The 23596-nt window shown below is 61.0% G+C and carries 22 protein-coding genes and 1 pseudogene; 12 read left to right on the top strand and 11 right to left on the bottom strand.

The genetic code is table 11. From position 1 onward, the window contains the following. A pseudogene (locus tag ACT8X9_RS07780) lies at positions 1–435 on the bottom strand (hypothetical protein); the annotation flags it as partial. Between the two features lie 148 nt (positions 436–583). Between ACT8X9_RS07780 and ACT8X9_RS07775 the strand changes: the two are divergent. Continuing rightward, the gene (locus ACT8X9_RS07775) at positions 584–1465 is read left to right on the top strand and encodes an aldose 1-epimerase family protein (RefSeq protein ID WP_444268622.1); all 882 of its coding nucleotides are present in this window, start codon (positions 584–586) and stop codon (positions 1463–1465) included. A gap of 87 nt (positions 1466–1552) precedes the next feature. Here the strand turns inward: ACT8X9_RS07775 and ACT8X9_RS07770 are convergent, their stop codons facing one another. From ACT8X9_RS07770 to dapF, 3 genes are all read right to left on the bottom strand, one after another. Beyond that, positions 1553–2104: a hypothetical protein gene (locus ACT8X9_RS07770; protein ID WP_444268621.1), complete on the bottom strand. Its 552-nt coding sequence runs from the start codon at positions 2102–2104 to the stop codon at positions 1553–1555. A 225-nt stretch (positions 2105–2329) separates the two neighbouring features. Continuing rightward, positions 2330–3517: an LL-diaminopimelate aminotransferase gene (locus tag ACT8X9_RS07765; protein WP_444268620.1), complete on the bottom strand. Its 1188-nt coding sequence runs from the start codon at positions 3515–3517 to the stop codon at positions 2330–2332. A 69-nt stretch (positions 3518–3586) separates the two neighbouring features. Further along, complete coding sequence (gene dapF / locus ACT8X9_RS07760) at positions 3587–4426, bottom strand: diaminopimelate epimerase (protein ID WP_444268619.1); 840 nt, start codon at positions 4424–4426, stop codon at positions 3587–3589. Between the two features lie 409 nt (positions 4427–4835). Here dapF and acpP point away from each other — a divergent pair, with 409 nt between their 5' ends. The 3 genes from acpP to mgtE all read left to right on the top strand — a co-directional run bounded on the left by acpP (position 4836) and on the right by mgtE (position 8358). Continuing rightward, positions 4836–5069, top strand: a complete 234-nt coding sequence (gene acpP / locus ACT8X9_RS07755; RefSeq protein ID WP_227620281.1) for an acyl carrier protein — start codon at positions 4836–4838, stop codon at positions 5067–5069. 127 nt (positions 5070–5196) lie between these two features. Continuing rightward, on the top strand, positions 5197–6636 hold the full coding sequence (gene proS / locus ACT8X9_RS07750) for a proline--tRNA ligase (protein ID WP_227620282.1): 1440 nt from the start codon (positions 5197–5199) through the stop codon (positions 6634–6636). Between the two features lie 342 nt (positions 6637–6978). After that, positions 6979–8358, top strand: coding sequence for a magnesium transporter (mgtE, locus tag ACT8X9_RS07745; protein ID WP_227620283.1), 1380 nt, complete (start codon positions 6979–6981; stop codon positions 8356–8358). A gap of 49 nt (positions 8359–8407) precedes the next feature. Here the strand turns inward: mgtE and ACT8X9_RS07740 are convergent, their stop codons facing one another. The 7 genes from ACT8X9_RS07740 to ACT8X9_RS07710 form a co-directional block, all read right to left on the bottom strand. Then, positions 8408–9553 (bottom strand): GNAT family N-acetyltransferase, encoded by a 1146-nt coding sequence (locus ACT8X9_RS07740; protein WP_349138472.1) that lies wholly within the window; start codon positions 9551–9553, stop codon positions 8408–8410. A gap of 197 nt (positions 9554–9750) precedes the next feature. Further along, the gene (locus ACT8X9_RS07735; RefSeq protein WP_444268618.1) at positions 9751–9990 is read right to left on the bottom strand and encodes a hypothetical protein; all 240 of its coding nucleotides are present in this window, start codon (positions 9988–9990) and stop codon (positions 9751–9753) included. 12 nt (positions 9991–10002) lie between these two features. Continuing rightward, positions 10003–10482, bottom strand: a complete 480-nt coding sequence (locus ACT8X9_RS07730) for a YhcH/YjgK/YiaL family protein (RefSeq protein ID WP_444268617.1) — start codon at positions 10480–10482, stop codon at positions 10003–10005. 12 nt (positions 10483–10494) lie between these two features. Beyond that, positions 10495–11403, bottom strand: coding sequence for an SPFH domain-containing protein (locus ACT8X9_RS07725; protein WP_227620285.1), 909 nt, complete (start codon positions 11401–11403; stop codon positions 10495–10497). A 17-nt stretch (positions 11404–11420) separates the two neighbouring features. After that, positions 11421–11879 (bottom strand): NfeD family protein, encoded by a 459-nt coding sequence (locus ACT8X9_RS07720; RefSeq protein ID WP_249233364.1) that lies wholly within the window; start codon positions 11877–11879, stop codon positions 11421–11423. Between the two features lie 82 nt (positions 11880–11961). Next, complete coding sequence (locus ACT8X9_RS07715) at positions 11962–13818, bottom strand: glycoside hydrolase family 13 protein (protein WP_444268616.1); 1857 nt, start codon at positions 13816–13818, stop codon at positions 11962–11964. A 174-nt stretch (positions 13819–13992) separates the two neighbouring features. Beyond that, on the bottom strand, positions 13993–16389 hold the full coding sequence (locus tag ACT8X9_RS07710; protein ID WP_444268615.1) for a glycogen/starch/alpha-glucan phosphorylase: 2397 nt from the start codon (positions 16387–16389) through the stop codon (positions 13993–13995). Positions 16390–16835: 446 nt separating this feature from the next. Here ACT8X9_RS07710 and zapA point away from each other — a divergent pair, with 446 nt between their 5' ends. The 8 genes from zapA (at position 16836) to ACT8X9_RS07670 (ending at position 23590) form a co-directional block, all read left to right on the top strand. Continuing rightward, complete coding sequence (gene zapA / locus ACT8X9_RS07705; protein WP_444268614.1) at positions 16836–17189, top strand: cell division protein ZapA; 354 nt, start codon at positions 16836–16838, stop codon at positions 17187–17189. A 38-nt stretch (positions 17190–17227) separates the two neighbouring features. Beyond that, entirely contained in the window at positions 17228–19294 is a 2067-nt protein-coding gene (locus tag ACT8X9_RS07700; RefSeq protein WP_444268613.1) for a DUF3656 domain-containing U32 family peptidase, read from the top strand. An 11-nt stretch (positions 19295–19305) separates the two neighbouring features. Then, positions 19306–19752: a dUTP diphosphatase gene (gene dut / locus ACT8X9_RS07695; RefSeq protein WP_444268612.1), complete on the top strand. Its 447-nt coding sequence runs from the start codon at positions 19306–19308 to the stop codon at positions 19750–19752. A 12-nt stretch (positions 19753–19764) separates the two neighbouring features. Next, a complete protein-coding gene (locus tag ACT8X9_RS07690) occupies positions 19765–20316 on the top strand; it encodes a Maf family protein (protein ID WP_444268611.1) in 552 nt (183 codons plus the stop codon). Positions 20317–20491: 175 nt separating this feature from the next. After that, positions 20492–21514 (top strand): rod shape-determining protein, encoded by a 1023-nt coding sequence (locus ACT8X9_RS07685; protein WP_227620293.1) that lies wholly within the window; start codon positions 20492–20494, stop codon positions 21512–21514. 132 nt (positions 21515–21646) lie between these two features. Continuing rightward, positions 21647–22477, top strand: a complete 831-nt coding sequence (gene mreC / locus ACT8X9_RS07680) for a rod shape-determining protein MreC (protein ID WP_227620294.1) — start codon at positions 21647–21649, stop codon at positions 22475–22477. A gap of 12 nt (positions 22478–22489) precedes the next feature. Beyond that, the gene (gene mreD, locus ACT8X9_RS07675; protein WP_227620295.1) at positions 22490–23023 is read left to right on the top strand and encodes a rod shape-determining protein MreD; all 534 of its coding nucleotides are present in this window, start codon (positions 22490–22492) and stop codon (positions 23021–23023) included. A 27-nt stretch (positions 23024–23050) separates the two neighbouring features. Then, positions 23051–23590, top strand: coding sequence for a hypothetical protein (locus tag ACT8X9_RS07670; protein ID WP_444268610.1), 540 nt, complete (start codon positions 23051–23053; stop codon positions 23588–23590). Positions 23591–23596: the final 6 nt, after the last annotated feature.

The following is a 23596-nucleotide window of genomic DNA, read 5'->3' as shown; positions in this document are numbered from 1 at the left end:
CCCCCCCCTTTTTTTTTCCACCCCCACCAGCCCACCCCCGTCGGCCGCCCGGCCGGTCCGCCCGTTTCGTTCCATCCTCCCCCCGATAATGGGGGCGTTGGGGGGGTCCCGAATCTCTTCCGTGTCGGGGATCATTTCGGGCTGAGCCAGTGTCACCTGCCCGGGAAAGACCTGCACGCCCTGAATGCGGACGGTGCGGTAGCCGGGTTTGGAGGCCACAAGGCTGCAGACCGCGTAGGGGGCCTGCGTGGTGTTGTCCTCGTCCAGCGAGAGGGCGCAGGCGGGTGTGGTGAGGGTGACGTCGGCGGCATTGCCCTCAGCGTCGGTGAGACGGGTGGCGGTGAAGCCGTTGCCGCTGACATTGACGGTCACGCCCTCGATGGGGCTGGACTGGCGGGCTGCAAAAGCTTGGATGCGCAGGATTCCGGTAGCCATATAAAAACTCTCCTTTGCGTAAAATCAGAACAAGGCTCGGTACAGCCTATTCCGCTGGGAGAGAATGGGTGAATCCTCTTGGCTTTTCGGGGCAGGGGGAGTATACTGGAAGCAGCAAAAACACACTGAAAAAGGAGAGTGCAGACAAATGCAGGCGACCATTCACAACGAATATCTGACCCTTACGGTGGACACCCACGGTGCCGAGGCCGTCAGCCTGAAGAACGCAGCGGGAGAAGAGCTGCTCTGGCAGGCAGACCCGGCAGTCTGGAAGCGCCACGCGCCCATCCTCTTCCCGTGGACGGGCAAGCTCAAGGACGGCAGCTTCACCCACGGCGGCAAGACCTATAAGGGCGGGCAGCACGGTTTCGCGCGGGATGTGGAGCACACCCTGCTAAAGGCCGAGGGCGATACCATCCAGCTCGAGCTGCGTCCGGACGAGACCATGAAGGCAGAGCGGTTCCCCTTCGACTTCGTCCTCACCAGTACCTTCCGGCTGGACGGCAAGACCCTTCACCACACCCTCACCGTCTCGAATCCCGGCAGCGAGGAGCTGCGGTTCGGCATCGGCTACCATCCGGCCTTTTGTGTGCCCTTCGATGCAGAACACACCGTCGAAGACTACGAGTTCCGCTTCGACCAGCCCGAAAGCCCGGTCATCCTCGACGCCAGCGGGGGCGGTCTGCTGACGGGCAAATGCTACTACCAGTGGAAGAACCAGCAGGCCATCCCGCTGACCAACGACCTCTTCGACAACGACAGCTTCTGCATGGCAGGCCTGCGCACCAAGACGCTGGGCATCTACGAGAAGGACACCGGCCGCAGCATCGTCTGCGACGTGGCCGGCTTCCCCTATACCCTCATCTGGTCGGCCCTGTCGAAGCCGCTGCGCTTCGTCTGCATCGAGCCGTGGAACTCTCTGCCCGCCTCGGTGGACGACCCGCAGGAGTGGAGCCAGCGGGCCGCTGCGGCCTGCCTCGCCCCCGGCGGGGAGTGGAGCACGACCCTCAGCACGACATTTGAGCGGTAAAGTAAAATAAAAGCCGTCCCCGCAGCATTTTTCGCTGCGGGGACGACTTGCTTATATGAGGTCAGAGTGTGTCGCTAGAATAAAAACTCAGTTGACAGAAGAGCGGCGCTGGATAACAAGACAATATGTATATCCTCCGATTTTGCCCTGAGCTATGCTGACATGAATCGTATCTTCAAAGATAAGCGAAGAGTTGAAGGTTTCGTAACTGTTTGTGCCCTCAATAAAAGCGTCCTGCATGACAGCAGCGGCAATGACTTGAGGATCTTTGTAATACTGGCTCTTGGGGTCAGAAGGAAGTAACGTCCAACTGATGCGATACCAAGAGGTCTCCTGATCTGGAAGAAGGGCCAAAAACTCTTTTCCGTTCTCGGTCGGAGTCCACTTCCAGTTTTTGGTTTTACCAAAGAAGTTCTTATCCAGCTTGCCTGTGCAGCGACTGCTGAGGAAATGAAAGGCGGTCTCAGCAATGCGGTTATCTTTTTCTTTTTCGACCTTTAACCCAATGGTGGAACAATAGTCGGCCATCTGGTCGAGCAGCTCATCCTCGACCTTGACCTTCTTATCACACCCCGCAAAAAGTGTGAGGGCCATTGCGCCGATAAGGAGCGCGGATAGAATGCGTTTCCAGTGCTTCATGATGATTCCTCCTGTAAGTAATAGATGGATGTTCATGGCCGCAAAGGACAGTTGCCCATCTGTCTAACATTATCTTATCATTTTTTCGGGGGAGGGGCAAGAGCATGGTTGAAAATCGACGATTTGCAGTAAAGAATGACTGATTTTTGTGACAAGCTCACAAATCGTTGGATGCAAAAGAAGGAGGCCCCCGGCGGGAGCCTCCCTCTTTTTGTGCGATAAAATTTACAGAGCCTTGATGGCGGCCTTGATGCGCTCGGCGGCGGTCTTGGTCTTCTCGGCGTCACCGAAAGCGGTCAGGCGGAAGTAGCCCTCGCCGCACTCGCCGAAGCCCACGCCCGGGGTGCCCACGACGCCGCAGTTCTCCAGCAGCCAGTCGAAGAACTCCCAGCTCTTCATGCTGCCGGGGCAGCGCAGCCAGATGTAGGGGCTGTTCTTGCCGCCGCAGTACCACACGCCGCACTCGTCCAGCGCGTCGGCGATGACCTTGGCGTTCTGGCGGTAGTAGTCGAGGTTGTGCTGGATCTCAGCCATGCCGCTCTCGGTAAAGACGGCGGCTGCGCCGCGCTGCACGATGTAGGGCACACCGTTGAACTTGGTGGTCTGGCGGCGGAGCCAGAGCTTGTTGAGGCTCATGCCGTCACGCTCCAGCTCCTTCGGCACGACGGTGTAGCCGCAGCGGGTGCCGGTGAAGCCTGCGATCTTGGAGAAGGAGCAGATCTCGATGGCGCACTCGCGGGCACCCTCGATCTCGAAGATGCTGCGGGCCAGCTCGCCGTCGGAGATGAAGCACTCGTAGGCAGCATCGTAGAGGAGGATGGCGTTGTTCTTTCTGGCGTACTCCACCCATGCCTTGAGCTGGTCGCGGGTGTAGGCCGCGCCGGTGGGGTTGTTGGGGCTGCAGATGTAGATGATGTCAGCCTTCACGCTGTCGTCGGGCATCCCGAGGAAGCCGTTCTCCTGACTGGTGCGGCCGTAGATGATCTTGCGGCCGTCGGTGACATTGTCGTCCACATAGGTGGGGTAGACGGGGTCCGGAACGAGGACGGTGTTGTCCACGTCAAAGAGGCCCAGCAGATTGGCGAGGTCGCTCTTTGCGCCGTCGGAGATGAAGATCTCATCTTCCGCCAGCTGGGTGCCGCGGCCTGCGTAGTAGCCCTGAATGGCCTGCTTGAGGAAGGGGTAGCCCTGCTCGGGGCCGTAGCCGTGGAAGCCCTCTTTGGTGCCCATCTCGGTGACGGCGTCGTGCATGGCGTCCACGACGCACTTGGCCAGAGGCTGGGTCACGTCGCCGATGCCCAGACGGATGATCTCCTTCTCGGGGTGGGCCTCCTGATAGGCGGCGACCTTGTGGGCGATGTCCACGAAGAGGTAGCTGGCCTTCAGCTCGTTGTAGTGCTTGTTCATTTTCATAATACTTTCCCTCGATTCTTTACTTGATAGGCGGCCTGCCCTCTCAGTCACGGAGAGGGCAAGGATGCTTTATACCTCAGCGGTGCCCTCGCATACGGTGACCGCGCTGCCGGTCATGAGCAGTTTTTTGTCCGGCAGGACCCGGATGATAAGCTCACCGCCCCGCAGCTGGACATGGATGTCCTCTCCGGCGGGGCAGAGGCCCAGCTCGGTCAGCGCCGCCACGGTGGCGCAGGTGCCGGTGCCGCAGGCCCATGTCTCGCCGCTGCCCCGCTCCCACACCCGCATTTTCAGGTGGGTGGCGTCCACCACCTCCACGAACTCGGTGTTGACCCGCTCCGGGAAGTTGGCGTGGCGCTCGAACGCGGGGCCGATGTCCTCAAGCTTCAGGCAGTCTACATCCTCCACCACGGTCACGCAGTGGGGATTGCCCACGCTGATGCAGGTGACGCGCCACGTCCTGCCCTCCACGGTGAGGGGGCAGTCCACCAGCGGCCCTTCGCCCATGTTCACAGCGGGCAGGGCCGCAGCCATGGCGGAATATCCGCCCATCTCCACCTGCCAGAGCTGTGCGCCCCTGTGGGTGATGGTCTTGGTGCCGCTGTTGGTGTCGATGCGGAGCGTCTCTTTCGCAGTGCCGTGGGTGTAGAGCCATTCGGCCACGCAGCGCACGCCGTTGCCGCACATCTGCGCCTCGCTGCCGTCGGCGTTGAAGATGCGCATCCGCCCATCCGCGCCCTCCGTCACCGGGGCGCAGATGCAGATGATGCCGTCCGCGCCGATGGAAAAGTGGCGGCGGGAGAGCTTCTGCGAAAGGGCCGCGATGTCCTCCGGCACGCCGCTGGTGCGGCAGTCGAGGTAGATGTAATCGTTGGCGCAGCCCTGCATTTTGGTGAATGAAAGCTTCATGTTGAAAACTCCTTTGGCCTCTCTTAACGACCTGATGGATAAAGCGGAGCGAAGCTGTGCATCGCAGCATGGGCTTTTTCATCCAGAACAGACCTGACCGGCACGCCAGCGGCTCTCCCTCTGGGAGAGCTGGCGCGCAAGCGCCTGAGAGGGCTACTATTACTATAAGAACGAACGGCGGTTCTGTCAAGCAAAAAAGAGGCGGCAGATGGATTTCAACTGGAATTTTTGCCCGGAAAACGACCCGGAGAGAAAAACGGGGCTTGACAACAGCCATGTCATGGGATATAAAGAAAGAGAGCATTCTGCGCAGGGGGACGGCCTGCCCGCCAAAGGGGAGGCGGGGAGAGATGCCCGGCCTGCGCAGCGTGAAAATGCGAAATTAAAGCACAAAAAGGAGACCGCGATCATGGATACGTTTGAAAAGATCCGCGCACTGCTGGCAGAACAGCTGGACGTCGATCCTGCTAAGATCACGATGGACAGTGACATTATGGGCGATTTTGAGGCCGACAGCCTCGACATCGTGGATATGGTGATGACGCTGGAGGATGAGTTTGGCATCGAGGTGCCCGACGACGCCATCGAGAACCTGCGCACGGTGGGTGATGTGGTGAACTTTGTGGACAGCCACAAGGGCTGAGCAACAGATGCAGAAAAGCCCCGCATCCGCGCCTCTGCACACGGCAGAGAGAGCGGCGGGGCTTTATATATGGGTTCGTGCGGAACGATGAGCGTTTGGCGCACGGCCTTGGGAGGATAAGATTAAAATGGCAAAAGACAACAAAAAGCTCGTACAGGCGATCACAAGCCAGGAGGAAAACTTTGCACAGTGGTATACCGACATCTGCGTGAAGGCAGAGCTGGTCGAGTATTCCAGCGTCAAGGGCTTCATCATCCTGCGCCCCTACGGTCAGGCCATCTGGGAGCTGATCCAGAAAGACATGGATGCCCGCTTCAAGGCCACCGGCCACGAGAACGTGGCGATGCCCGTACTGATCCCTGAGAGCCTGCTGCAGAAGGAAGGCGAGCTGGTCAATGGCTTCGCGCCGGAGGTGGCGTGGGTCACGATGGGCGGCTCGGACAAGCTGGAAGAGCGTCTGGCGGTCCGCCCCACCAGCGAGACCATGTTCTGCGATCACTGGTCCCGTGTGCTGCACAGCTACCGCGAGCTGCCCATGAAGTACAACCAGTGGTGCAGCGTCGTGCGCTGGGAGAAGACCACCCGCCCCTTCCTGCGCAGCCGCGAGTTCTGGTGGCAGGAGGGTCACACCATCCACGAGACCGCTGCCGAGGCTGAGGCTGAGACCCAGCAGCAGCTGAACTGCTACGCAGACGTCTGCGAGCAGGATCTGGCCATCCCTGTTGTCAAGGGCCGCAAGACCGATAAGGAGAAGTTTGCCGGTGCCGAGGCCACCTACACCATCGAAGCCATGATGAAGGACGGCAAGGCCCTGCAGAGCGGCACCAGCCACTACTTCGGCGATAAGTTCAGCAAGGCTTACGACGTGACCTTCACCGGCCGCGACAACCAGCTGCATCACCCGTTCCAGACCAGCTGGGGCGTTTCCACCCGTCTGGTGGGCGCGATCATCATGACCCACGGCGACGACGACGGCCTCATCCTGCCCCCGGCTGTTGCCCCCGTTCAGGTCGTGGTGGTGCCCATCGCTGCCCACAAGCCCGGCGTTTCCGAGAAGGCTGCAGAGCTGGCCGAGAAGATCAGCAAGTACGCCCGCGTCAAGCTGGACGACAGCGACAACGCCCCCGGCTGGAAGTTCTCCCAGTGGGAGATGAAGGGCGTGCCCCTGCGCCTCGAGATCGGCCCCAAGGATCTGGAGAAGAACCAGTGCGTCCTCGTCCGCCGCGACACCCGCGAGAAGGTGTTCGTCTCTCTGGACGAGCTGGAGACCGCCATCCCGGCCCAGCTGGAGGCCCTGCGCAAGGACCTGTACGAGCGCGCTCTGGCCAACCGTGAAGCCCGCACTTGGCCCGCCACCACCATGGACGAGGTCAAGGAGCTGGCCAAGGCCAACACCGGCTACATCAAGACCATGTGGTGCGGCGATCTGGCCTGTGAGATGAAGATGAAGGAAGAGGCTGGCCTGTCCAGCCGTTGTATGCCCTTCGAGCAGGAGCATCTGAGCGATGTCTGCCCCTGCTGCGGCAAGCCTGCTAAGACTATGGTCTACTGGGGCGTCGCATACTAAGCGTCAAAATAAACGAGAGCAGCCGCTTTTCCTCCGGGGAGGGCGGCTGCTCTTTTGTGCATTCTGGCAAGAAAGCAGTAAAAAATTTGTAAAAGGGGTTGAAAAATCCGTCCCAGCGTAGTATGATGACCTAGCTGAAAAGGCAAATACATTGACAGGAGGAAACGAGACGAATGTCCGGCGACCATTTAGACCAACCCAAACAACGCTCCTCCTGCGATGCGGGCAGCAACGAATAGCTCTGCCGCGTCCTGAATGCATCTGCCCAGATACACCGCAGGAGTCCGACCAGAAGACGACGCGGTGTATTTTTATGCCCCAAAAGGGGAGGAGGAACCCAAGATGCAGAAGAAGAACTACCAGCAGGAGATACTCGACCTCATCCACAGCGGTCTGCCGCAGGCTGAGCTGGCCGAAAAGCTCTCCGATTACCATGAGAATGACCTTGCCGACGCCCTCGAGGCCCTGACGCCCGACGAGCGCCAGAAGCTCTACACCGTGCTGGGCGTGGAGCGTGTGGCCGAGATCTTCTCCTATCTGGATGACGCGGAGCCCTACCTGAAGGAGCTGCCCAGCGAGAAGGCCGCAAAGGTCGTCTCGAACATGGACTCGGACGACGCTGTGGATGCGCTGGACGACCTCGAGGAAGAGGATAAGGCCAAGATCGTCGGCCAGCTGGACAAGGACTCCGCCGAGGACGTGAAGATGCTGCTGTCCTATGGAGAAGACGAGATCGGCAGCAGCATGACCACCAACTACATCTGCATCCGGAAGGACATGACCATCCGGCAGGCCATGAGTGAGCTGGTGAAGCAGGCCGGCGAGAACGACAACATCTCCACCCTCTATGTCGTGGACGAGAACGAGAAGTTCTACGGTGCCATCGATCTGAAAGACCTCATCATCGCCCGGGCGGACGACAGCCTCGAGAAGCTCATCGCCCGGTCGTACCCCTATGTGACGGACCACGAGAAGATCAGCGACTGCATCGACCGTATCGTGGACTATGCCGAGCGTTCGCTGCCCGTCCTGAACGACACCGGAGAGCTGGTGGGCATCATCACCTCGGCGGATGTCGTCGAGCTGGTGGATGATGAGATGGGCGATGATTACGCAAAGCTGGGCGGTCTGACCAGCGAGGAGGACCTGAACGAGGGCGTGTTCGAGAGTGTCAAAAAGCGTCTGCCGTGGCTGATCGCCCTGCTTTTCCTCGGGATGCTGGTGTCCTCGGTGGTGGGCGCCTTCGAGTCGGTGGTGGCCGTCCTGCCCATCGTCATCTGCTTCCAGTCCATGGTGCTGGATATGGCGGGCAATGTGGGCACCCAGTCGCTGGCCGTTACCATCCGCGTGCTGGTGGATGAGAACCTGACCACCTCCAAAAAGCTGCATCTGCTCTGGAAGGAGATGCGGGTGGGTCTGGTCAACGGCGCACTGCTGGCGGTCATGGCGCTGGGCTTCCTCGGCTGTTATATCCACTTCTTCAAGGCATACGCTTGGGGAGAGGCCTTCCTGCTCTCCGGCTGCGTCGGCATCTCCCTCATCGTGGCGATGGTCATTTCCAGCTTGGTGGGCACCATCATCCCCATGCTGTTCCACAAGATCCACATCGACCCCGCCGTGGCGTCCGGCCCCCTCATCACTACCATCAACGACCTCGTGGCCGTTGTGGTGTACTACGGTCTGGCCATGGTCGTGCTGATCGATATGTTCCATCTGGGCTGATTTTTGAATAAGAGCAAAGGCTCCGGCACTGCCGGAGCCTTTTTGTATATTATCGATTCTCTATCCAGTACCGCTGGGTCAGCATCCCATCCGAGGAGTCAAACATCTCATCTTCCAGTACACCGCCGTTAGACTGAATCGTCTTTGCCGAGGCGATGTTATAGTGGTCACAGCAGATGCGCACCTTGGAGATGCCGCGCTCCTTGGCCTTTTCGAGGGTCATGCAGAGCATCTGGCTGGCGTAGCCGTTCTTCCGCTCCGAGGGGCGGACGCTGTAGCCGATGTGACCGCCGTAAGCCAGCAGATAGTCGTTGAGATGGTGGCGCAGGTTGGTCATGCCGACAAGATGTTCCTGCTCGTCCAGAGCCAGATACTGGGTGGCCGGTACGAACCCGGCAGGCGTGGTGGCTGGGTCTTTTAGCTTGCGGATGTTAGCCAGCCACTGGTCGAAGTCGTCGTATTTGTCCAGCGCCGACGTGCCGTCGAGCCGGGAGCTGATGGCAAGAAATTCTTCCCGGTAGGCCATGACCTGTTCGCGGTCACCCTCGTCCGGCTCCCGCAGGTGGAGCTTCTGGGGCGGCGTATGACGAGCCGCTGCCCGGAAGTCCGGGGCCTTCATCAGGCCGTGGCGGTTGCAGTAGAAGTAGAGTACGCCCGCACCGGTTATTTTGAAACGGCAGCTGGCGTCGCCCTCAGGGTAAAGCTTGACCAGCTGTAATTTGTCGCCGGTAAGGCAGGCGATGAAGGAAATGTAGTGGTCTTTGGTCATGGGGTGGTGGATGGTGACGAAAAGCTCATCTTCCACCCGTTCCAGTGTCAGCTGATGGTGCTCGTCGGCGTCGTCCGCCTCAGAGATGTCCAGCGGCGGCAGGGTGATGCCGCAGCAGCTCACGACAGCCTGCCCGGTGGCGTGGAGCACATTGCCGCACAGGGGGCAGACGTAGAGCTTGGAGCGAAGCAGGTTGGCGGAGCGGTTCCGGTTGACGACGGGTTCGCCCTGCATCAGCTCGAGCACGCTGACGCCCAGAGCCGCCGCCAGCGGCTCCAGCAGTGAGATGTCGGGCAGGCCGCGACCTGTCTCCCACTTGGAGATGGCCTTTGCGCTGACGGCCAGCTTTTCGGCCAGCTCTGCCTGCGTCAGGTGTTTGGCTTCCCGCAGCTGCCGGATGGCAGTGCCGGTGACGTAAGAATCCATATAAACTCTCCTTTGCAGCCCTCTCAGTCACCTCCGGTGACAGCTCTCCCATAGGGAGAGCCATTGGCAAGCCGGGCAAGTCTGAGCGGAACGAAAAAGTAAATGTGTATACAAAAAAGCGGGGGCCTCGCTGTTGTTGCCAAGTATACTATAACAAAAAGCTCCACACAACCTACGCTGCGTGGAGCTTTGCTTTTTTATTTGGCTTCGTCTGTTTTCTGCCGGGCGGCTTCCAGCTCGTCCATCCGCTTTTGCAGGGCCTCTACTTTGTCGTCCAGCCGCCAGAACGCCCAGATGACGAAGGCGATGCCAAGGCTGACCGGGAACATCCACGCATAAAAGTGGTGCTGGATGTCCAGAAAATAGGAGCCGCCGAAGAAGGTGAACAGGAACAGAAAGAGCAGCGCGGCGGCGAAAATGCCAAGAAAACGCTTCATGGAAAGCCTCCGTTATTCCTCTGCGGCTTCTTCCTCGTCTTCGTCCAGCTCGATGCTGAAGACGGCCTTTTTCAGCTTGCCGCAGCCCTGTGCTTTCAGGCCGGATTTGTACGGCTCACCGGCCAGATAGAGGGCGAAGCGGCCCTCGCAGAGCATCCCGGCGATGCTGGTGCCTGCGGTGCCAACGGTCAGGTCAGCGGCCTCGTCGGCGGGCTTGGTGGGGGTCAGCTCGCCCAGCGAGACCTCGAACAGCTCGCTGCCTTCGAGGTCGGTCTCAAGGGTCAGGTGGCTGTCCCGGCGCTGGAACAGCGCCTTGTCGGAGGTCTGGGGGGTGACGGTGCTGACTGTGACCACAGCTTTGTCGCCGAGGATGCGGGTCTTGCCGGCGGGCAGGTTGTTGATGTCCCGGGCCATAACGAACTCAATGACGGCATCAAGGTTTTCGCTCATGCCGAGGTAGTTGGGAAGATTGTTCAGGGTATCGTAGATCATAGCGTAAGCCTCTTATTCTGCGTCTTTCGGGTCGGTCATCAGTTCCTTGATGCTGGGCACGACGCCGCCGAGGTTTTGCAAGTCGGAAGGAATGATGATCTTGGTGGCCTTGCCGTTGGCGACCTTGGCCAGCGCTTCCAGACTACGCAGGGCCAGCACCTTGTCGGTGGGCATGGCCTCGTTCAGCAGACGGATGGCGTCGGCGTTGGCCTTCTGGACGGCGAGGATGGCCTGCGCCTCGCCCTCGGCCTCGAGGATGCGCTGCTGCTTGACGGCGTCAGCGCGGAGGATGGCAGACTCCTTTTCGCCCTCAGCGGCGGTGATGGCGGCCTGCTTCTCGCCGTCGGCCTTCAGGATGACAGCGCGCTTCTCGCGCTCGGCCTTCATCTGCTTCTCCATGGCCTCCTGGATCTCACGCGGAGGGATGATATTCTTGACCTCGACACGGTTGACCTTGATGCCCCACTTGTCGGTGGCCTCGTCAAGGATGGCCGTGATCTTGCTGTTGATGGTGTCGCGGCTGGTGAGGGTGTGGTCCAGCTCCATCTCGCCGATGATGTTGCGCAGCGTGGTGGCGGACAAGCTCTCGATGGCCGCGATGGGCTGGTTGACGCCGTAGGTGTAGAGCTTGGCATCCATCACCTGAAAGAAGACCACGGTGTCGATCTGCATGGTGACGTTATCGCGGGTGATGACCGGCTGAGGGGGGAAGTCGGCGACCTGCTCTTTCAGGCTGACCTTCTTTGCCACCCGCTCGAGGAACGGAATTTTAACGTGCAGGCCGGCGCTCCATGTCTCGGAATAGCTGCCAAGACGCTCGACGACGTAGACCATCGACTGGGGCACGATGACGATGTTGGTGACGACCACCAGCAGGACAACGAAGATCAGGATGAGGATCAGGAACAGCATGATAGGCATAGGGACGCTCCTTTCGTTCAGTGAGCCGCCCGGCGGGCGGTCTCGGTCAGGACAGGCTCCACGATGAGCAGGGTGCTGTGGATCTCGGCCACCCGGCAGCTCTGGCCCGGGGCGAGGGTATCGCCGGGGGTGGCGCAGCGGGCGTTCCAGTCCACGCCGTCCAGCCGGACACGGCCGGCGGCCTCAGCGGAGACGGGGGTGAGCACGACGGCCTCCCGGCCAAGGGCGCGGTCGCCGTTCGTGGCGGTGGGCGGCTTGCGCAGCCGGGCACACAGGGGCTTGAGGGCCAACAGACAGAGGATGCTGACGGCGATGAACACCACCGCCTGCACCCGGAAGGACGCCACCACAAGGCAGCTGAGCAGCGCAGCCGCACTGCCCACCGCGAACCAGATGGAGACGAGATTCAGCGTCATGGCTTCGAGAACGACGAAGCCGATGGCGGCCAGCAGCCAAAAAATGGGGTCAACAGACATCAAAGCTCCCTCCTTTGCGGGTGTCTGCCCTCATTATAGAGCAAACGGACGCGAAAGTACAGAGACGAATTGTAAATAAAGCTTACTGATAATCGTAGTAGCTGTGATCCGGGTTATGGCCGATCTCCTCCACCACGATGGTGAAGCCCATGGGGTTCACCTCGGTATGCTTGCCGGAGGCCAGCGGCTCCACGATGATGTGCTCGGTGCGGTTGACGATGATCTCCGCCGTCTCGGCTTCGCCGATGCGCTGGTAGTGGAGGATGCCGCCCTCGGCCCGCAGGACGCGGAGCGCGCCGGTGCGGAAGGCTTCGCAGCTGTGGCGGAGCTGTGCCAGCTGGGCCAGCACCGGACGCAGCCGCTCCTCGTGGCTGTCCCAGCAGTAGAAGCCCCGGTTGAAGGGGTCACGGTAGCCCTGCATCCCGATCTCGTCGCCGTAGTAGAGGCAGGGGACGCCGGGCAGGGTGTAGATGATGGCATAGGCCATCCGCAGCCGGAGCATTCCTTCCTCGTAGGCGTCGCCGGTGACGCAGCGCCCGCTCTGCCATGCACGGCCCCGGCCATTGGCCGGTTCGTCGGCGATGACGGTCAGCGCCCGCTCGGTGTCGTGGGTGGAGAGGAAATTCAGGGCCGTGTCGAGGGCCGGGGCGGGGTAGTGCTCACAGAGGGTGAGGATGTCGGTCATGGTCTGCCCGGCGTCCCGGCCGCAGACGAAGCCGAGAACGGCGTTCTTGAAGGGGTAGTTCATCACGCTGTCGAGGCCTTTGCCCAGCAGGTAGGTGCGGCGCTTGTCGAAACCGAATTTGGTGGTGGCGTCCTCCCAGACCTCACCCAGCAGGAACTTGTCCGGGCTGACCCGCTTGACGGCGGTGCGCACTTTTTCGATGAAGGAGTCGGGCAGCTCGTCGGCCACATCCAGACGGAAGCCTGCCGCGCCCCGGCGCAGCCATGTGTCGATGACGCCGCCCTCGCCGGTAATAAATTCGACGTAGGAGGGCGTTTCCTCGTTGACCTCGGGCAGGGTCTCGAAGCCCCACCAGCTGCGGTAGCCGCCCTTATACTTGGGGTCAAAGTCGTACCAGCTGCGGTAGGGGGAACTGGGGTCGCGGTAAGCGCCGCCCTCGCCGTAGCGGCCCTCCCGGTTGAAATAGCGGCTGTCCGAGCCGGTGTGGCTGAAGACGCCATCCAGCACGATGCCGATGCCGTACTTTTTGGCCTCGGCGCAGAGGGCCACGAAGTCCTCGTTAGTGCCCAGAAGGGGGTCTACGTTGAGATAGTCGGCGGTGTTGTACCGGTGGTTGGAGTGGGCCTCAAAGATGGGGTTGAGGTAGAGGTAGTCCACTCCCATCTTCCGCAGGTAGGGCAGCTTCATCTGGATGCCCTTGAGGTCGCCGCCGAAATAGTCCTCGTTCAGGTGGCCGCCCACCTCGTTGGGCTGCCAGAAGGGTTCAGCGTGCTTGTCGGCCTGATAAAGCCGGTCGGGGAAGGGCATGGGCTTGTTCTCCACACCCTCGCAGAAGCGGTCGGGGAAGATCTGGTAGAACACCTTGCCCTTGATGGGGGCGGGCGTCTCAAAATCGGCCTCGTAGACCGTGATCTGCCAGCTCTCGCCCTCCTGCCAGCTCACGACGCCGCAGTTGTCCGGCCCGCGGACGATGCGGCGGAAGTCGGTGTAGAGGTCGAAATAGTAGAAGTAGAGGCCCACATCGTTGAGGGCGACGTCCACCGAAAAGTGATTCTGATGGGGCGTCTGGCCGTCGAACTTCATCCGGTAGTGGACGGGCACGTCATACCGGCCCTCCTTCTGCAATACGAGATGAGGGTCAACATAGCCCAGCTCTTCCGGGATGCAGAGGGACAGATGCACGCTCTGACCGGCGCGTACCGCGCCGAAGGGCTGCTTGAAATAGGGGTCGAAGCTATTGAACAGACAAGGCAAAAAGAATCGTCCTTTCTCAAAAAAAGCCCCGGGCAGCGATGCCACGGGGTTTTGTTTTATGGCTTGAGTTAGAAGACCGCCGCAGGGCTTTCCCTGTAGGACGGATACTGAAATCGACTGCCAATGGCTCCCCCTTTGGGGGAGCTGGCAGCACGAAGTGCTGACTGAGAGGGCTTACTTCACAGCAGAAGCGTGCCAGATGTCGCGTGCGTAGTCCAGAACAGCACGGTCGGCGCTGAAGATGCCGCTGTTGGCGATGTTCTTCAGGCTCATCTTAGCCCAATGCTCACGGTCGGCGTACAGGCGCTGCAGGTCGGCCTGTGCACGGCGGTAATCCTTGAAGTCGGCCATGACCATGTAGGGGTCGCTGCTGCGCAGGTTCTCGGTGACTTCGTGGAAATTCTCGCCGTTCCAGCCGCGCTCGAGGAAGTTCAGCGCAGCATTTGCGACGTCGTCGCCCGTGATGAAGGCGTTGGGGTGGTAGCCCACCTGCTTGAGGTTGTTGACCTCGGGCGTCAGCATACCAAAGATCAGCTCGTTCTCCTTGCCGGCAGCGTCTGCGATCTCGACGTTTGCGCCGTCCAGAGTGCCCAGCGTGATGGCGCCGTTCAGCATGAACTTCATGTTGCCGGTACCGGAGGCCTCAGTGCCAGCCAGAGAGATCTGCTCAGAGACCTCAGCGGCGGGCATCAGATGCTCGCTCAGGGAGACGCAGTACTCTTCCAGATAGACCACGCGCAGCTTGTCGCGGACGGCGGGGTCGTTGTTGATGAGGTCACCCAGCTTGCAGATCATGCGGATCATCTGCTTGGCCATATAGTAGCCGGGGGCAGCCTTTGCGCCGAAGATATAGGTCTTGGGGATGAAGTCGGCGTTGGGGTTCTCCTTCAGGTACAGGTACTGAGCGGCGATGTTCAGTGCATTCAGGTGCTGGCGCTTGTACTCGTGCATCCGCTTGACCTGACAGTCGAAGATGGAGTTGGGGTCGATGGACTGACCGGTGCTCTTCTCGAGGTAAGCGGCAAAGTTCTTCTTGTTGTCCAGCTTGATCTCGTTCAGGCGCTTGAGGACGGTCTTGTCCTCGGCGAACTTGTTCAGCTTGGACAGGTCGGAGGCGTCGTGCTTGTAGCCGGTGCCGACGGTCTCATCCAGCAGCTTGCACAGCTCGGGGTTAGAGGCCAGCAGCCAGCGGCGGTAAGCGATGCCGTTGGTCACGTTCTTGAAGGCCTGCGGCTTATACAGGTAATAATCGTGGAAGACGCTCTGCTTGATGATCTCGCTGTGCAGCTTGGAGACGCCGTTGATGCTGTTGGCGGTGTAGGCGCAGATGTTGGCCATGCGCACCTGATTGTCGCCGATGAGGGCCATATAGTTGATCTTGCCCTGATCGCCGGGGAAGGCTGCTTCCAGCTTCTCGCGGGCGCGGCGGTCCATCTCGGTCACGATCTGGTAGATGCGGGGCAGGGTCATCTTGAAGATGTCCACATTCCACTTCTCCAGAGCCTCGGCCATGACGGTGTGGTTGGTGTAGGAGAAGACCTTCTGGCAGATGTCAAAGGCCTTGTCCCAGCCGAAGCCGCACTCGTCCAACAGGATGCGCATCATCTCGGGGATGGCGAGGGTCGGGTGGGTGTCGTTCAGCTGGATGGCCACCTTGTCGGGCAGGTTCTCGAGAGTGCCGTAGGTGGACAGGTGGTTCTGGACGATGTCGCCGATGGAGGCAGCAGACAGGAAGTACTGCTGACGCAGGCGGAGGATCTTGCCCTCGACGTGGTTGTCGTTGGGGTACAGCACCTTGGAGATCAGCTCGGCGCTGGCGTTCTTGCTCATCGCGGTGTTGTAGTTGCCCAGAGAGAAGCTGGACATATCGAAGTCGGGTGCCTTGGCCTGCCACAGGCGGAGCTTGGCCACGCCCTTGCCGTCGTAGCCCTGAACATACATATCAGAGGGGATGGCCATGACGCTGTTGTAGTTGGTGTGCTGGATATAGTGGAAGCCGTGGTCCCAGTTCTCGTGGATCTCGCCGTCGAAGCGGATCTCCACAGCCTGATCGGGGTGGCTCTTCAGCCAGACCTGACCGCCGGGCAGCCAGTTGTCGGCGCGCTCCTGCTGCCAGCCGTCCACGATCTTCTGCTTGAAGATGCCGTACTCGTACAGGATGGAGTAGCCGGTGCCGCAGATGCCGGTGGTGGCCATGCCGTCGAGGTAGCAGGCAGCCAGACGGCCCAGACCGCCGTTGCCCAGACCGGCGTCCGGCTCTTCCTCATAGATGCTGTCCAGACTGATGTCAGCCTCGGCCAAAGCCTTCTGGGCGGCCTCGTTCAGGCCCAGATTGAACAGGCTCATCTTGAGGCTGCGGCCCATCAGGAACTCCATGCACAGGTAGTAGACCTGCTTGGAGCCGGTGCCGATGGCCTTGGACTGGAACTTCTTATGGTTCTCGCTCATCATCTGGCGGCAGATGAGGGCCAGAGCGCGATAGATCTGCTGATGAGATGCAACGCTCAGGTCCACACCATACTCACTGGTGAGCTTGTCCTGAAGAATTTTTGCAAATTCTTTTGTAGTCATAAATGAACTCCTATCCGCACGAATGCTTAAATTTTTTGAATTAGTACGGTGACAGGGCATTTCTCCTCTATTCCCTCGCCCCATGCATAACCATATGCCACTGATATTATAATCGCTTCAGGTGTGGATTGCAAGAAAAAGAGACCATTTTTGCCGTATCTGACATTTTTTTGGCAATGTTTCTGATAAATATGCCAAAAATTCAAAAATAGCACTTTTTCTCGCGCACTATTTATATTATAATAAAGGGAGATAAGGGCCGCGTTTGCCCCGGAATGCGCCGGTTCGGGCGGGTAATTCGGGGACAAACTCCGCCAATAATGAAAAAGCCGCAGCAGAATGCTTCCGCAGGGGGTCAAAACTACGTCCGGGAATCCCGGAAATGACTGGAACCGACCGGAAATGACCGGCCCGGCGGGGCGTGTGCCGCGCAAAGTGAGGACAACATGGTAAACAAAGTGAGAGTGACCATTGCAGGCGCACCTTACGCCATTGCAACGACCGATACCGAGAACTACATCACCGCGCTGGCCAAGAAGCTGGATGACGACATCACAAAGCTGCTGGACGGCAACGCCAATCTTTCTGTGACCAAGGCGGCGGTGTTCTGCGCCATGGACTATCTGGACGAGTACCGCAAGAGTGCAGGCAGCGCCGAGAATATGCGCAGCCAGATCCAGGACTACATCGCCGACGCCGCGAAAGCAAAGCTGACCTCCGACAAGGTCAAGGCGGAGAATGAGGTGCTCAAACGGGAGAACGCTGCCCTGCGGGAGCAGCTGACGAAGCTCCAGAAGTGAGCGGTATATCATTATAATATAGGTATAAAAGGAGAGCTATGTCAAAGATCGAGATCCTTGCCCCGGTGGGCAGCGAAGAAATGCTCCGTGCGGCGGTGTTCAGCGGCGCGGATGCGGTATATCTGGGCTTTTCCGGCTTCAACGCCCGCACCGGTGCGGGCAATTTTGACGCCGACAGCCTGAAGGAGGCCGTCCGCTTCTGCCACGCCCGGGGCGTGGCGGTCCATGTGGCCCTCAACACCACCGTCTACGGTGGTGAGCTGAACGGGCTGGCCGACGCAGTGCGCGCGGTAGCCGCCAGCGGTGCGGATGCCGTCATCTGCCAAGACCTTGCAGTGGCGAAGCTCATCGGGGACATCGCGCCTCAGCTGCCTCGCCACGGCTCCACCCAGATGAGCGTCCATACGCTGCAGGGCGCGCTGGAACTGAAAGAGCTGGGCTTTGACCGGGTGGTGCTGGCCCGTGAGCTGAGCCTGCCCGAGGTGGAGCACATCACCAAGAACTGCGGCATCGAGACGGAGTGCTTCGTCCACGGTGCCCTCTGTATGTGCGTCAGCGGCCAGTGCTATATGTCGGCCTTTCTGGGTGGACGAAGCGGCAACCGCGGCTCCTGCGCCGGACCCTGCCGCCTGCCCTTCGAGGCCAACGCCCTGCCGGAGGGCAAGCCGGGCCGGCTGCATCACCTGTCCCTCAAGGACAACTCCGTCATCGACAAGCTGGACAAGCTGCAGGCCATCGGCGTGGCTTCGGCGAAGATCGAAGGCCGTCTGCGGACGCCGGAGTATGTTGCGGCTGCCGTCAGCGCCTGTCTGGCGGGCCGCGAGGGCCGCGCCTACGACCGGGACCTGCTGAAGAATGCCTTCAGCCGCTCCGGCTTCACCTCCGGTTATCTGGACGGAAAGATCGATGGCACGATGTTCGGCGTCCGCAGTGAGGCCGACGCCGAGCTGACCAAGAAGACCCTGCCCGCCCTGCGGGAGCTGTACCGCCGGGAGCGCTCCCGCGTGCCGGTGGAGATGAAGATCGAGATCGAGGAGGGCGGCGAGAAGCTGACCGTCACCGACGGCACCAACAAGGCCTTCGCCTACGGTGACGCCGAGCCGCAGCCCGCCCGCACCGACCCCACCGAGAGCCTGAGCCGCAGCCTGAGCAAGACTGGCGGCACCCCTTTCGCGGCGGAGAAGATCGATGTGGAGATGGACGGCGGGCCGTGGTTCGTGCCGGGCAGCGCCGTCAACGAGCTGCGCCGTGAGGCGCTGGATGCCCTGCTGAAAAAGCGGGAGACCCTGCGCCCGTGGCCGGTGAACGAGGTGGAGCTTCCGCCTCTGCCCCTGCGCACCCTGCCGCCCCATCGCACCCTCCGCGCCCGATTCGAGCGCTGGGAGCAGGTGCCGGAACAGGCCCTGAGCGGAGTGGAGTACCTCATCCTGCCCATCGGGCAAGCCGACCGCGTCCCCCGCGAGTGGCGGGAAAAGACATTGCTGGAGCTGCCCCGGGTCATGTTCGGTGCACTGGAGGAGGACACCGCCCGCCGCATCGCGGCCACGCAGGATGCGGGCTTTGCGGGCTATGAGGTGAGCAACATTGCCCACCTGCGGCTCTGCCGGGGTCTGCCCATGACCGGCGGCTTCGGCCTCAATGTCACCAACAACCTCGCGGCCCAGTATTATGCCGACCTCGGCCTTGGCTCGGTGCTCATCCTGCCCGAGGTGAAGGACAGCGACATCAGCACCATCGCACCCACCCACGAGGGCAGACCTGTCCCCACCGGCGTCATCACCTACGGTCATATGCCGCTGATGGTCACCCGCGCCTGCCCGCTGCAAAATATCCACGACTGCGCCCACTGCGACAAGACCGGCCTGCTCACCGACCGCAAGGCGAAGAAGTTCCCGGTGCGGTGCGGGCTGGGCGTCCGTACTATTTATAATCCGGTGCCCATCTATATGGGCGACAAGCCCGGTGCGCTGACCGTGGACTACGGCGTGGCCTACTTCACGCTGGAAAGCAGGGAGGAGGCTGCTGCCATCCTCGACAGCATCCGACAGCACGCGCCCTTCGAGGGAGAGTTCACGAGAGGACTCTATTTCAAGGGAACGAATTAAAGAGGTATACTATGGAACCCATTACTGTAAAATACAAAGTGTTAGACTCCCGGGCCAAGGTGCCCGCCTACGCCACCTCCGGCTCTGCCGCCGCCGACCTGTGCGCCGTGCTGGATGAGCCGCTGACCGTCCGGCCCATGCAGCGGGTGCTGGTGCCCACCGGCCTTGCCATCGAGCTGCCCGGCGCACACGCGGTGGCGCTGGTCTATGCCCGCAGCGGCCTGTCCATCAAGCACGGCCTTTGCATGGCCAACGGTGTCGGCGTCGTGGACAGCGACTACCGCGGCGAGCTGAAGGTGCCGATGGTCAATCTGGGGGCGGAGGCCTATACCATCCAGCCCGGGGAGCGGGTGGCCCAGCTCTGCATCGCACCCGTGTATACAGCGGCTTTCGCGCAGGCCGACGCGCTGGAGGAGACCTCCCGCGGTGAGGGCGGCTTCGGTTCGACGGGGAAATAAGAGGAGAACAGCATGGATCTGATCTTAGCCTCCGGCAGTCCGCGCCGGAAGGAGCTTCTGAGCTTATATACAACGAATTTCACCATCTGCGTGAGTGATTTCGACGAGAGCACCGTCACGGCGGACACCCCGGCCCAGTTGGTGGAAAAGCTGGCACGGGGCAAATGCCTCGCCGTGGCAAAAGACCATCCCGGCGCTGTGGTGCTGGGCTGTGATACCGTCGTGGACGTGGGCGGCGAAGTTTTCGGCAAGCCCCGCAGCACCGAGGATGCCAAGCGGATGCTCCGCGCCCTGTCCGGTGCCACCCACGAGGTGCACACCGGTGTCTGCGTGTCGGACGGCCTGCGCACCGAGAGCTTTGTGGACAGCTGCAAAGTGACCTTTTTCCCCATCCCGGAGGAGGAGATCGACGCCTATACGGCCACCAAGGAACCCTATGATAAGGCCGGCGCTTACGCCATTCAGGGCCGCGCCGCCCTCTGGCTCGACCGGCTGGAAGGGGATTACTACACCATCATGGGCCTGCCGGTCAGCCGGACGGCCCGCCTGCTGGGCCGATTCTGATGCGAGACGCAGAAAAATGAAAAAACTCGAAAAAGTTTGCGGAAATGCTTGAGAAAAGCGCGTCTTGCGGCTATAATAAATACGTGTTATTCTGCGATGGGCTGCCGACTGGTCTGGGAGGGCGGCTCTGCATTTTGGAATAGACCTTGGAAATTCGTAAGGAGAGATAGAGAATATGAGCTTGTTTTCAAAGGATGTTGGAATCGATCTCGGTACGGCCAATACCCTCGTTTACATGAAGGGCAAGGGCATCATCATGCGTGAGCCTTCCGTCGTAGCTGTGGACACCAAGAGCGACGAGGTGCGCTGCGTGGGTGCTGAGGCAAAGGCCGTCATCGGCCGCACCCCCGGCAGCATCGTGGCGGTCCGCCCCTTGAAGGACGGTGTCATCGCTGATTTTGACATCACCGCCAATATGCTGGAGACCTTTCTGAAGAAGGCCTGCGGCAACAGCATGTTCTCCCGCCCCCGGGTGGTCATCTGCATCCCGTCGGGCGTCACCGAGGTGGAGCGCCGCGCAGTGCGGGAAGCTGCCCTGAAGGCCGGTGCCCGTCAGGTGTCGGTCATCGAAGAGCCGATGGCAGCGGCCATCGGTGCCGGTCTGCCCATCAGCGAACCTACCGGCAGCATGATCGTGGACATCGGCGGCGGCACGGCAGAGATCGCCGTCATCTCTCTGGGCGGCATCGTGGCCTCCCGCAGCGTCCGGATGGCGGGCGATATGTTCGATCAGGCGATCATCGCCTTTATCAAGCGCAAGTATAATCTGCTCATCGGTGAGCGCACCGCCGAGCAGATCAAGATCGAGATCGGCTCTGCCTACCCGATGGAGTCCGAGATGACCCTCGAGATCAAGGGCCGCAACCTCGTGGACGGCCTGCCCAAGAATGTCATCGTCCACTCGGAGGATGTCCGTGAGGCCCTGTTGGAGTGTCTGGTCAAGATCACCAGCGCCATCAAGGAGACGCTGGAACGCACGCCGCCTGAGCTGAGCGCCGACATCATCGACCACGGCATCACCCTGACCGGCGGCGGCGCACTGCTGCGCGGCCTCGACAAGCTCATCGAGAGCGAGACCGGCATCGACGTCCATGTGGCCGAAGACCCGCTGGACTGTGTGGCCAAGGGCGCTGGCGCTGTGCTGGATCATGTGGACGTCCTGCATGATGTTCTGGATACCGACGGCGGTCATATGTAAGCTCTGGCTGTGCCATTTGCGGCGGCAGGCCGGGGAAAAGACCTTTGCGCTGCTGCGCCGCAGAAGATGAGACTTTGAGCGCGGATGGCACGGCTGTCCGCGCTTTTTTGCAGATTCGGAGGGGAGCCCGTCTTGAAGGATTTTTTTGACACATGGAAATTTAAGATACTCATCGCCATCGCGGTCTTCCTTGTGGGCATCATGGCCTATGCAGGCGCGAACGGCCGCCTCACCGCCGCCCCGCAGGAGCTGCTGAGCGTGGCGGTGGCCCCGTTCCAGCGGGCGGCGGCGAAGCTGAGCGGCGGGGTGGCCTCCCTGTGGGAGAACTACGCCGACATTGACGCCATTCTGGAAGAGAACAAGACCCTCACCGAGGAGAACGCCGCCCTCCGCGCCCAGATGGTGGACTACGACAAGCTCAAGGCGGAGAACGAGGCCTACAAGGCACTGACCAACATTCAGGAGCAGCACCCCGAGATGAGCTACACCTCCTCCTTCGTCATCGGCCGCGACCCGCTGGACTCCTTCTGGGGTTTCACGCTGGACCGGGGCACATTGGACGGTGTGGCCGTCAACGATGCGGTCATCAGCGACGAGGGCTATCTGCTGGGTGTGGTGCGGGAAGCAGACCTCACCAGCTGCAAGGTCATGACCATCCTGCACCCCAGCTTCAACGCCGCGGGCGTCGTGTCCCGCACCCGGGACAACGGCATCATCACCGGCAGCGCCGAATATGCCGCCGACGGCCTGTGCGTCCTGACCAACCTCGCCCGGAGCACGATGAGCAAGGCGGGGGACCAGATCATCACCACCGGTCTGGGCGGGGTGTTCCCGCCGGATGTGCTGGTGGGCGTCATCAAGGAGCTGACCCCCGAGGCCAGCGGCAAGTCCATGCTGGCAGTCATCAAGCCGGGCGCAGACCCCCGCACGGTGCGCCATGTGTTCATCATCACCAGCTACTGAGGAGGGTCGGAGATGGAATCTCGCCGCAAACGCAGCCGCAGCCAGATGCTGAAATGGGGCTGCTATATCCTCCTGCTGGTAGTCTGCACCGTAGTGCAGACCACGCCGGGGCTGTTCCAGTTCGGGGCTGCAAAGCCGCTCTGGCTGCTGCCGCTGGGTCTGGCTGTGTCCGCCCTTGAGGGCGAGTTCGCCGGGGCCATCTTCGGTGCGGTGTGCGGCCTGATGTGGGACTACACGGCCGGCCGCACGGTGGGGATGCTGGCGCTGGAGATGATGATCCTCTGCTTCGGGGTATCGGTCATCGTCCAGCTCTACCTGAAGGATACCCCTTCCAACTTCGTGCTGCTGGCTGTGGGGGGCGCACTGCTGGTGCTGGCCGCAGACTGGCTGTTTTTCTACTATATGCCGGGCTACGCAGGGGCAGCGGAGCGCTTCCTCTGGGCCGTGCTGCCGTCGGCCCTGCTCACAGCCCCGGGGAGCTGGCTGCTCCACCGCGCCGTCCAACGCATCAGCGCGGAATTCAAGATCGATAACGGCGTGGTGTGATGCCAGACTCCGCCGGAAGGAGAACGGATGAATCAAGACGAACACAAGATCATGGTGCGCCGGATGGCTGCGCTCATCGCCGTAGCCTCGGTGCTCATCGCGGTGTATGTGCTGCGGCTGATCTTTCTGCAGCTGGTCAACGGGGAGAGCTTCAAGGCGCAGGCGACCAACACCACCGACTACAACTTTACCGTCACCGCCGCCCGCGGCGACATCGTGGACAGCGCCGGACGCCGCATCGCAGCCAGCACCACCAGCTACAATGTGGTATTGAGCAAGTTGCTGATGGGAGACGAAGACCTCGACACCATGCTCCAGAAGGTCGTAGACCTGCTGGAAGCCCACGGTGAGAGCTGGAACGACTCGCTCCTCATCGGAGAGCCGGATGCGGCGGGGCACTACAGCTTCACCGCGCAGGCCGACAGCACCAGCGACCAGAAGGCCCTTGCGGTCATGAAGGACTCGCTGGGCTTGCAGCAGTACGCCACCGCCGACGACGTGATGGAAAAGCAGCTGGAGGATTACAATCTGGAAAATAACTCACTCCATTGGCACAGAGTGATGTGAGGGATC

The sequence above is a fragment of the Faecalibacterium sp. genome (genome assembly GCF_052358865.1).
Lineage (GTDB): Bacteria > Bacillota > Clostridia > Oscillospirales > Ruminococcaceae > Faecalibacterium > Faecalibacterium butyricigenerans.
The sequence above is the reverse complement of the archived record's forward strand: the minus strand, read 5'-3'. Positions and strand labels throughout refer to the sequence as shown.

Coding starts and splice junctions, on each gene's coding strand:
- ACT8X9_RS07775 (WP_444268622.1), top strand. CDS start 584: ATGCAGGCGACCATTCACAACGAATATCTGACCCTTACGGTGGACACC.
- ACT8X9_RS07770 (WP_444268621.1), bottom strand. CDS start 2,104: ATGAAGCACTGGAAACGCATTCTATCCGCGCTCCTTATCGGCGCAATG.
- ACT8X9_RS07765 (WP_444268620.1), bottom strand. CDS start 3,517: ATGAAAATGAACAAGCACTACAACGAGCTGAAGGCCAGCTACCTCTTC.
- dapF (WP_444268619.1), bottom strand. CDS start 4,426: ATGAAGCTTTCATTCACCAAAATGCAGGGCTGCGCCAACGATTACATC.
- acpP (WP_227620281.1), top strand. CDS start 4,836: ATGGATACGTTTGAAAAGATCCGCGCACTGCTGGCAGAACAGCTGGAC.
- proS (WP_227620282.1), top strand. CDS start 5,197: ATGGCAAAAGACAACAAAAAGCTCGTACAGGCGATCACAAGCCAGGAG.
- mgtE (WP_227620283.1), top strand. CDS start 6,979: ATGCAGAAGAAGAACTACCAGCAGGAGATACTCGACCTCATCCACAGC.
- ACT8X9_RS07740 (WP_349138472.1), bottom strand. CDS start 9,553: ATGGATTCTTACGTCACCGGCACTGCCATCCGGCAGCTGCGGGAAGCC.
- ACT8X9_RS07735 (WP_444268618.1), bottom strand. CDS start 9,990: ATGAAGCGTTTTCTTGGCATTTTCGCCGCCGCGCTGCTCTTTCTGTTC.
- ACT8X9_RS07730 (WP_444268617.1), bottom strand. CDS start 10,482: ATGATCTACGATACCCTGAACAATCTTCCCAACTACCTCGGCATGAGC.
- ACT8X9_RS07725 (WP_227620285.1), bottom strand. CDS start 11,403: ATGCCTATCATGCTGTTCCTGATCCTCATCCTGATCTTCGTTGTCCTG.
- ACT8X9_RS07720 (WP_249233364.1), bottom strand. CDS start 11,879: ATGTCTGTTGACCCCATTTTTTGGCTGCTGGCCGCCATCGGCTTCGTC.
- ACT8X9_RS07710 (WP_444268615.1), bottom strand. CDS start 16,389: ATGACTACAAAAGAATTTGCAAAAATTCTTCAGGACAAGCTCACCAGT.
- zapA (WP_444268614.1), top strand. CDS start 16,836: ATGGTAAACAAAGTGAGAGTGACCATTGCAGGCGCACCTTACGCCATT.
- ACT8X9_RS07700 (WP_444268613.1), top strand. CDS start 17,228: ATGTCAAAGATCGAGATCCTTGCCCCGGTGGGCAGCGAAGAAATGCTC.
- dut (WP_444268612.1), top strand. CDS start 19,306: ATGGAACCCATTACTGTAAAATACAAAGTGTTAGACTCCCGGGCCAAG.
- ACT8X9_RS07690 (WP_444268611.1), top strand. CDS start 19,765: ATGGATCTGATCTTAGCCTCCGGCAGTCCGCGCCGGAAGGAGCTTCTG.
- ACT8X9_RS07685 (WP_227620293.1), top strand. CDS start 20,492: ATGAGCTTGTTTTCAAAGGATGTTGGAATCGATCTCGGTACGGCCAAT.
- mreD (WP_227620295.1), top strand. CDS start 22,490: ATGGAATCTCGCCGCAAACGCAGCCGCAGCCAGATGCTGAAATGGGGC.
- ACT8X9_RS07670 (WP_444268610.1), top strand. CDS start 23,051: ATGAATCAAGACGAACACAAGATCATGGTGCGCCGGATGGCTGCGCTC.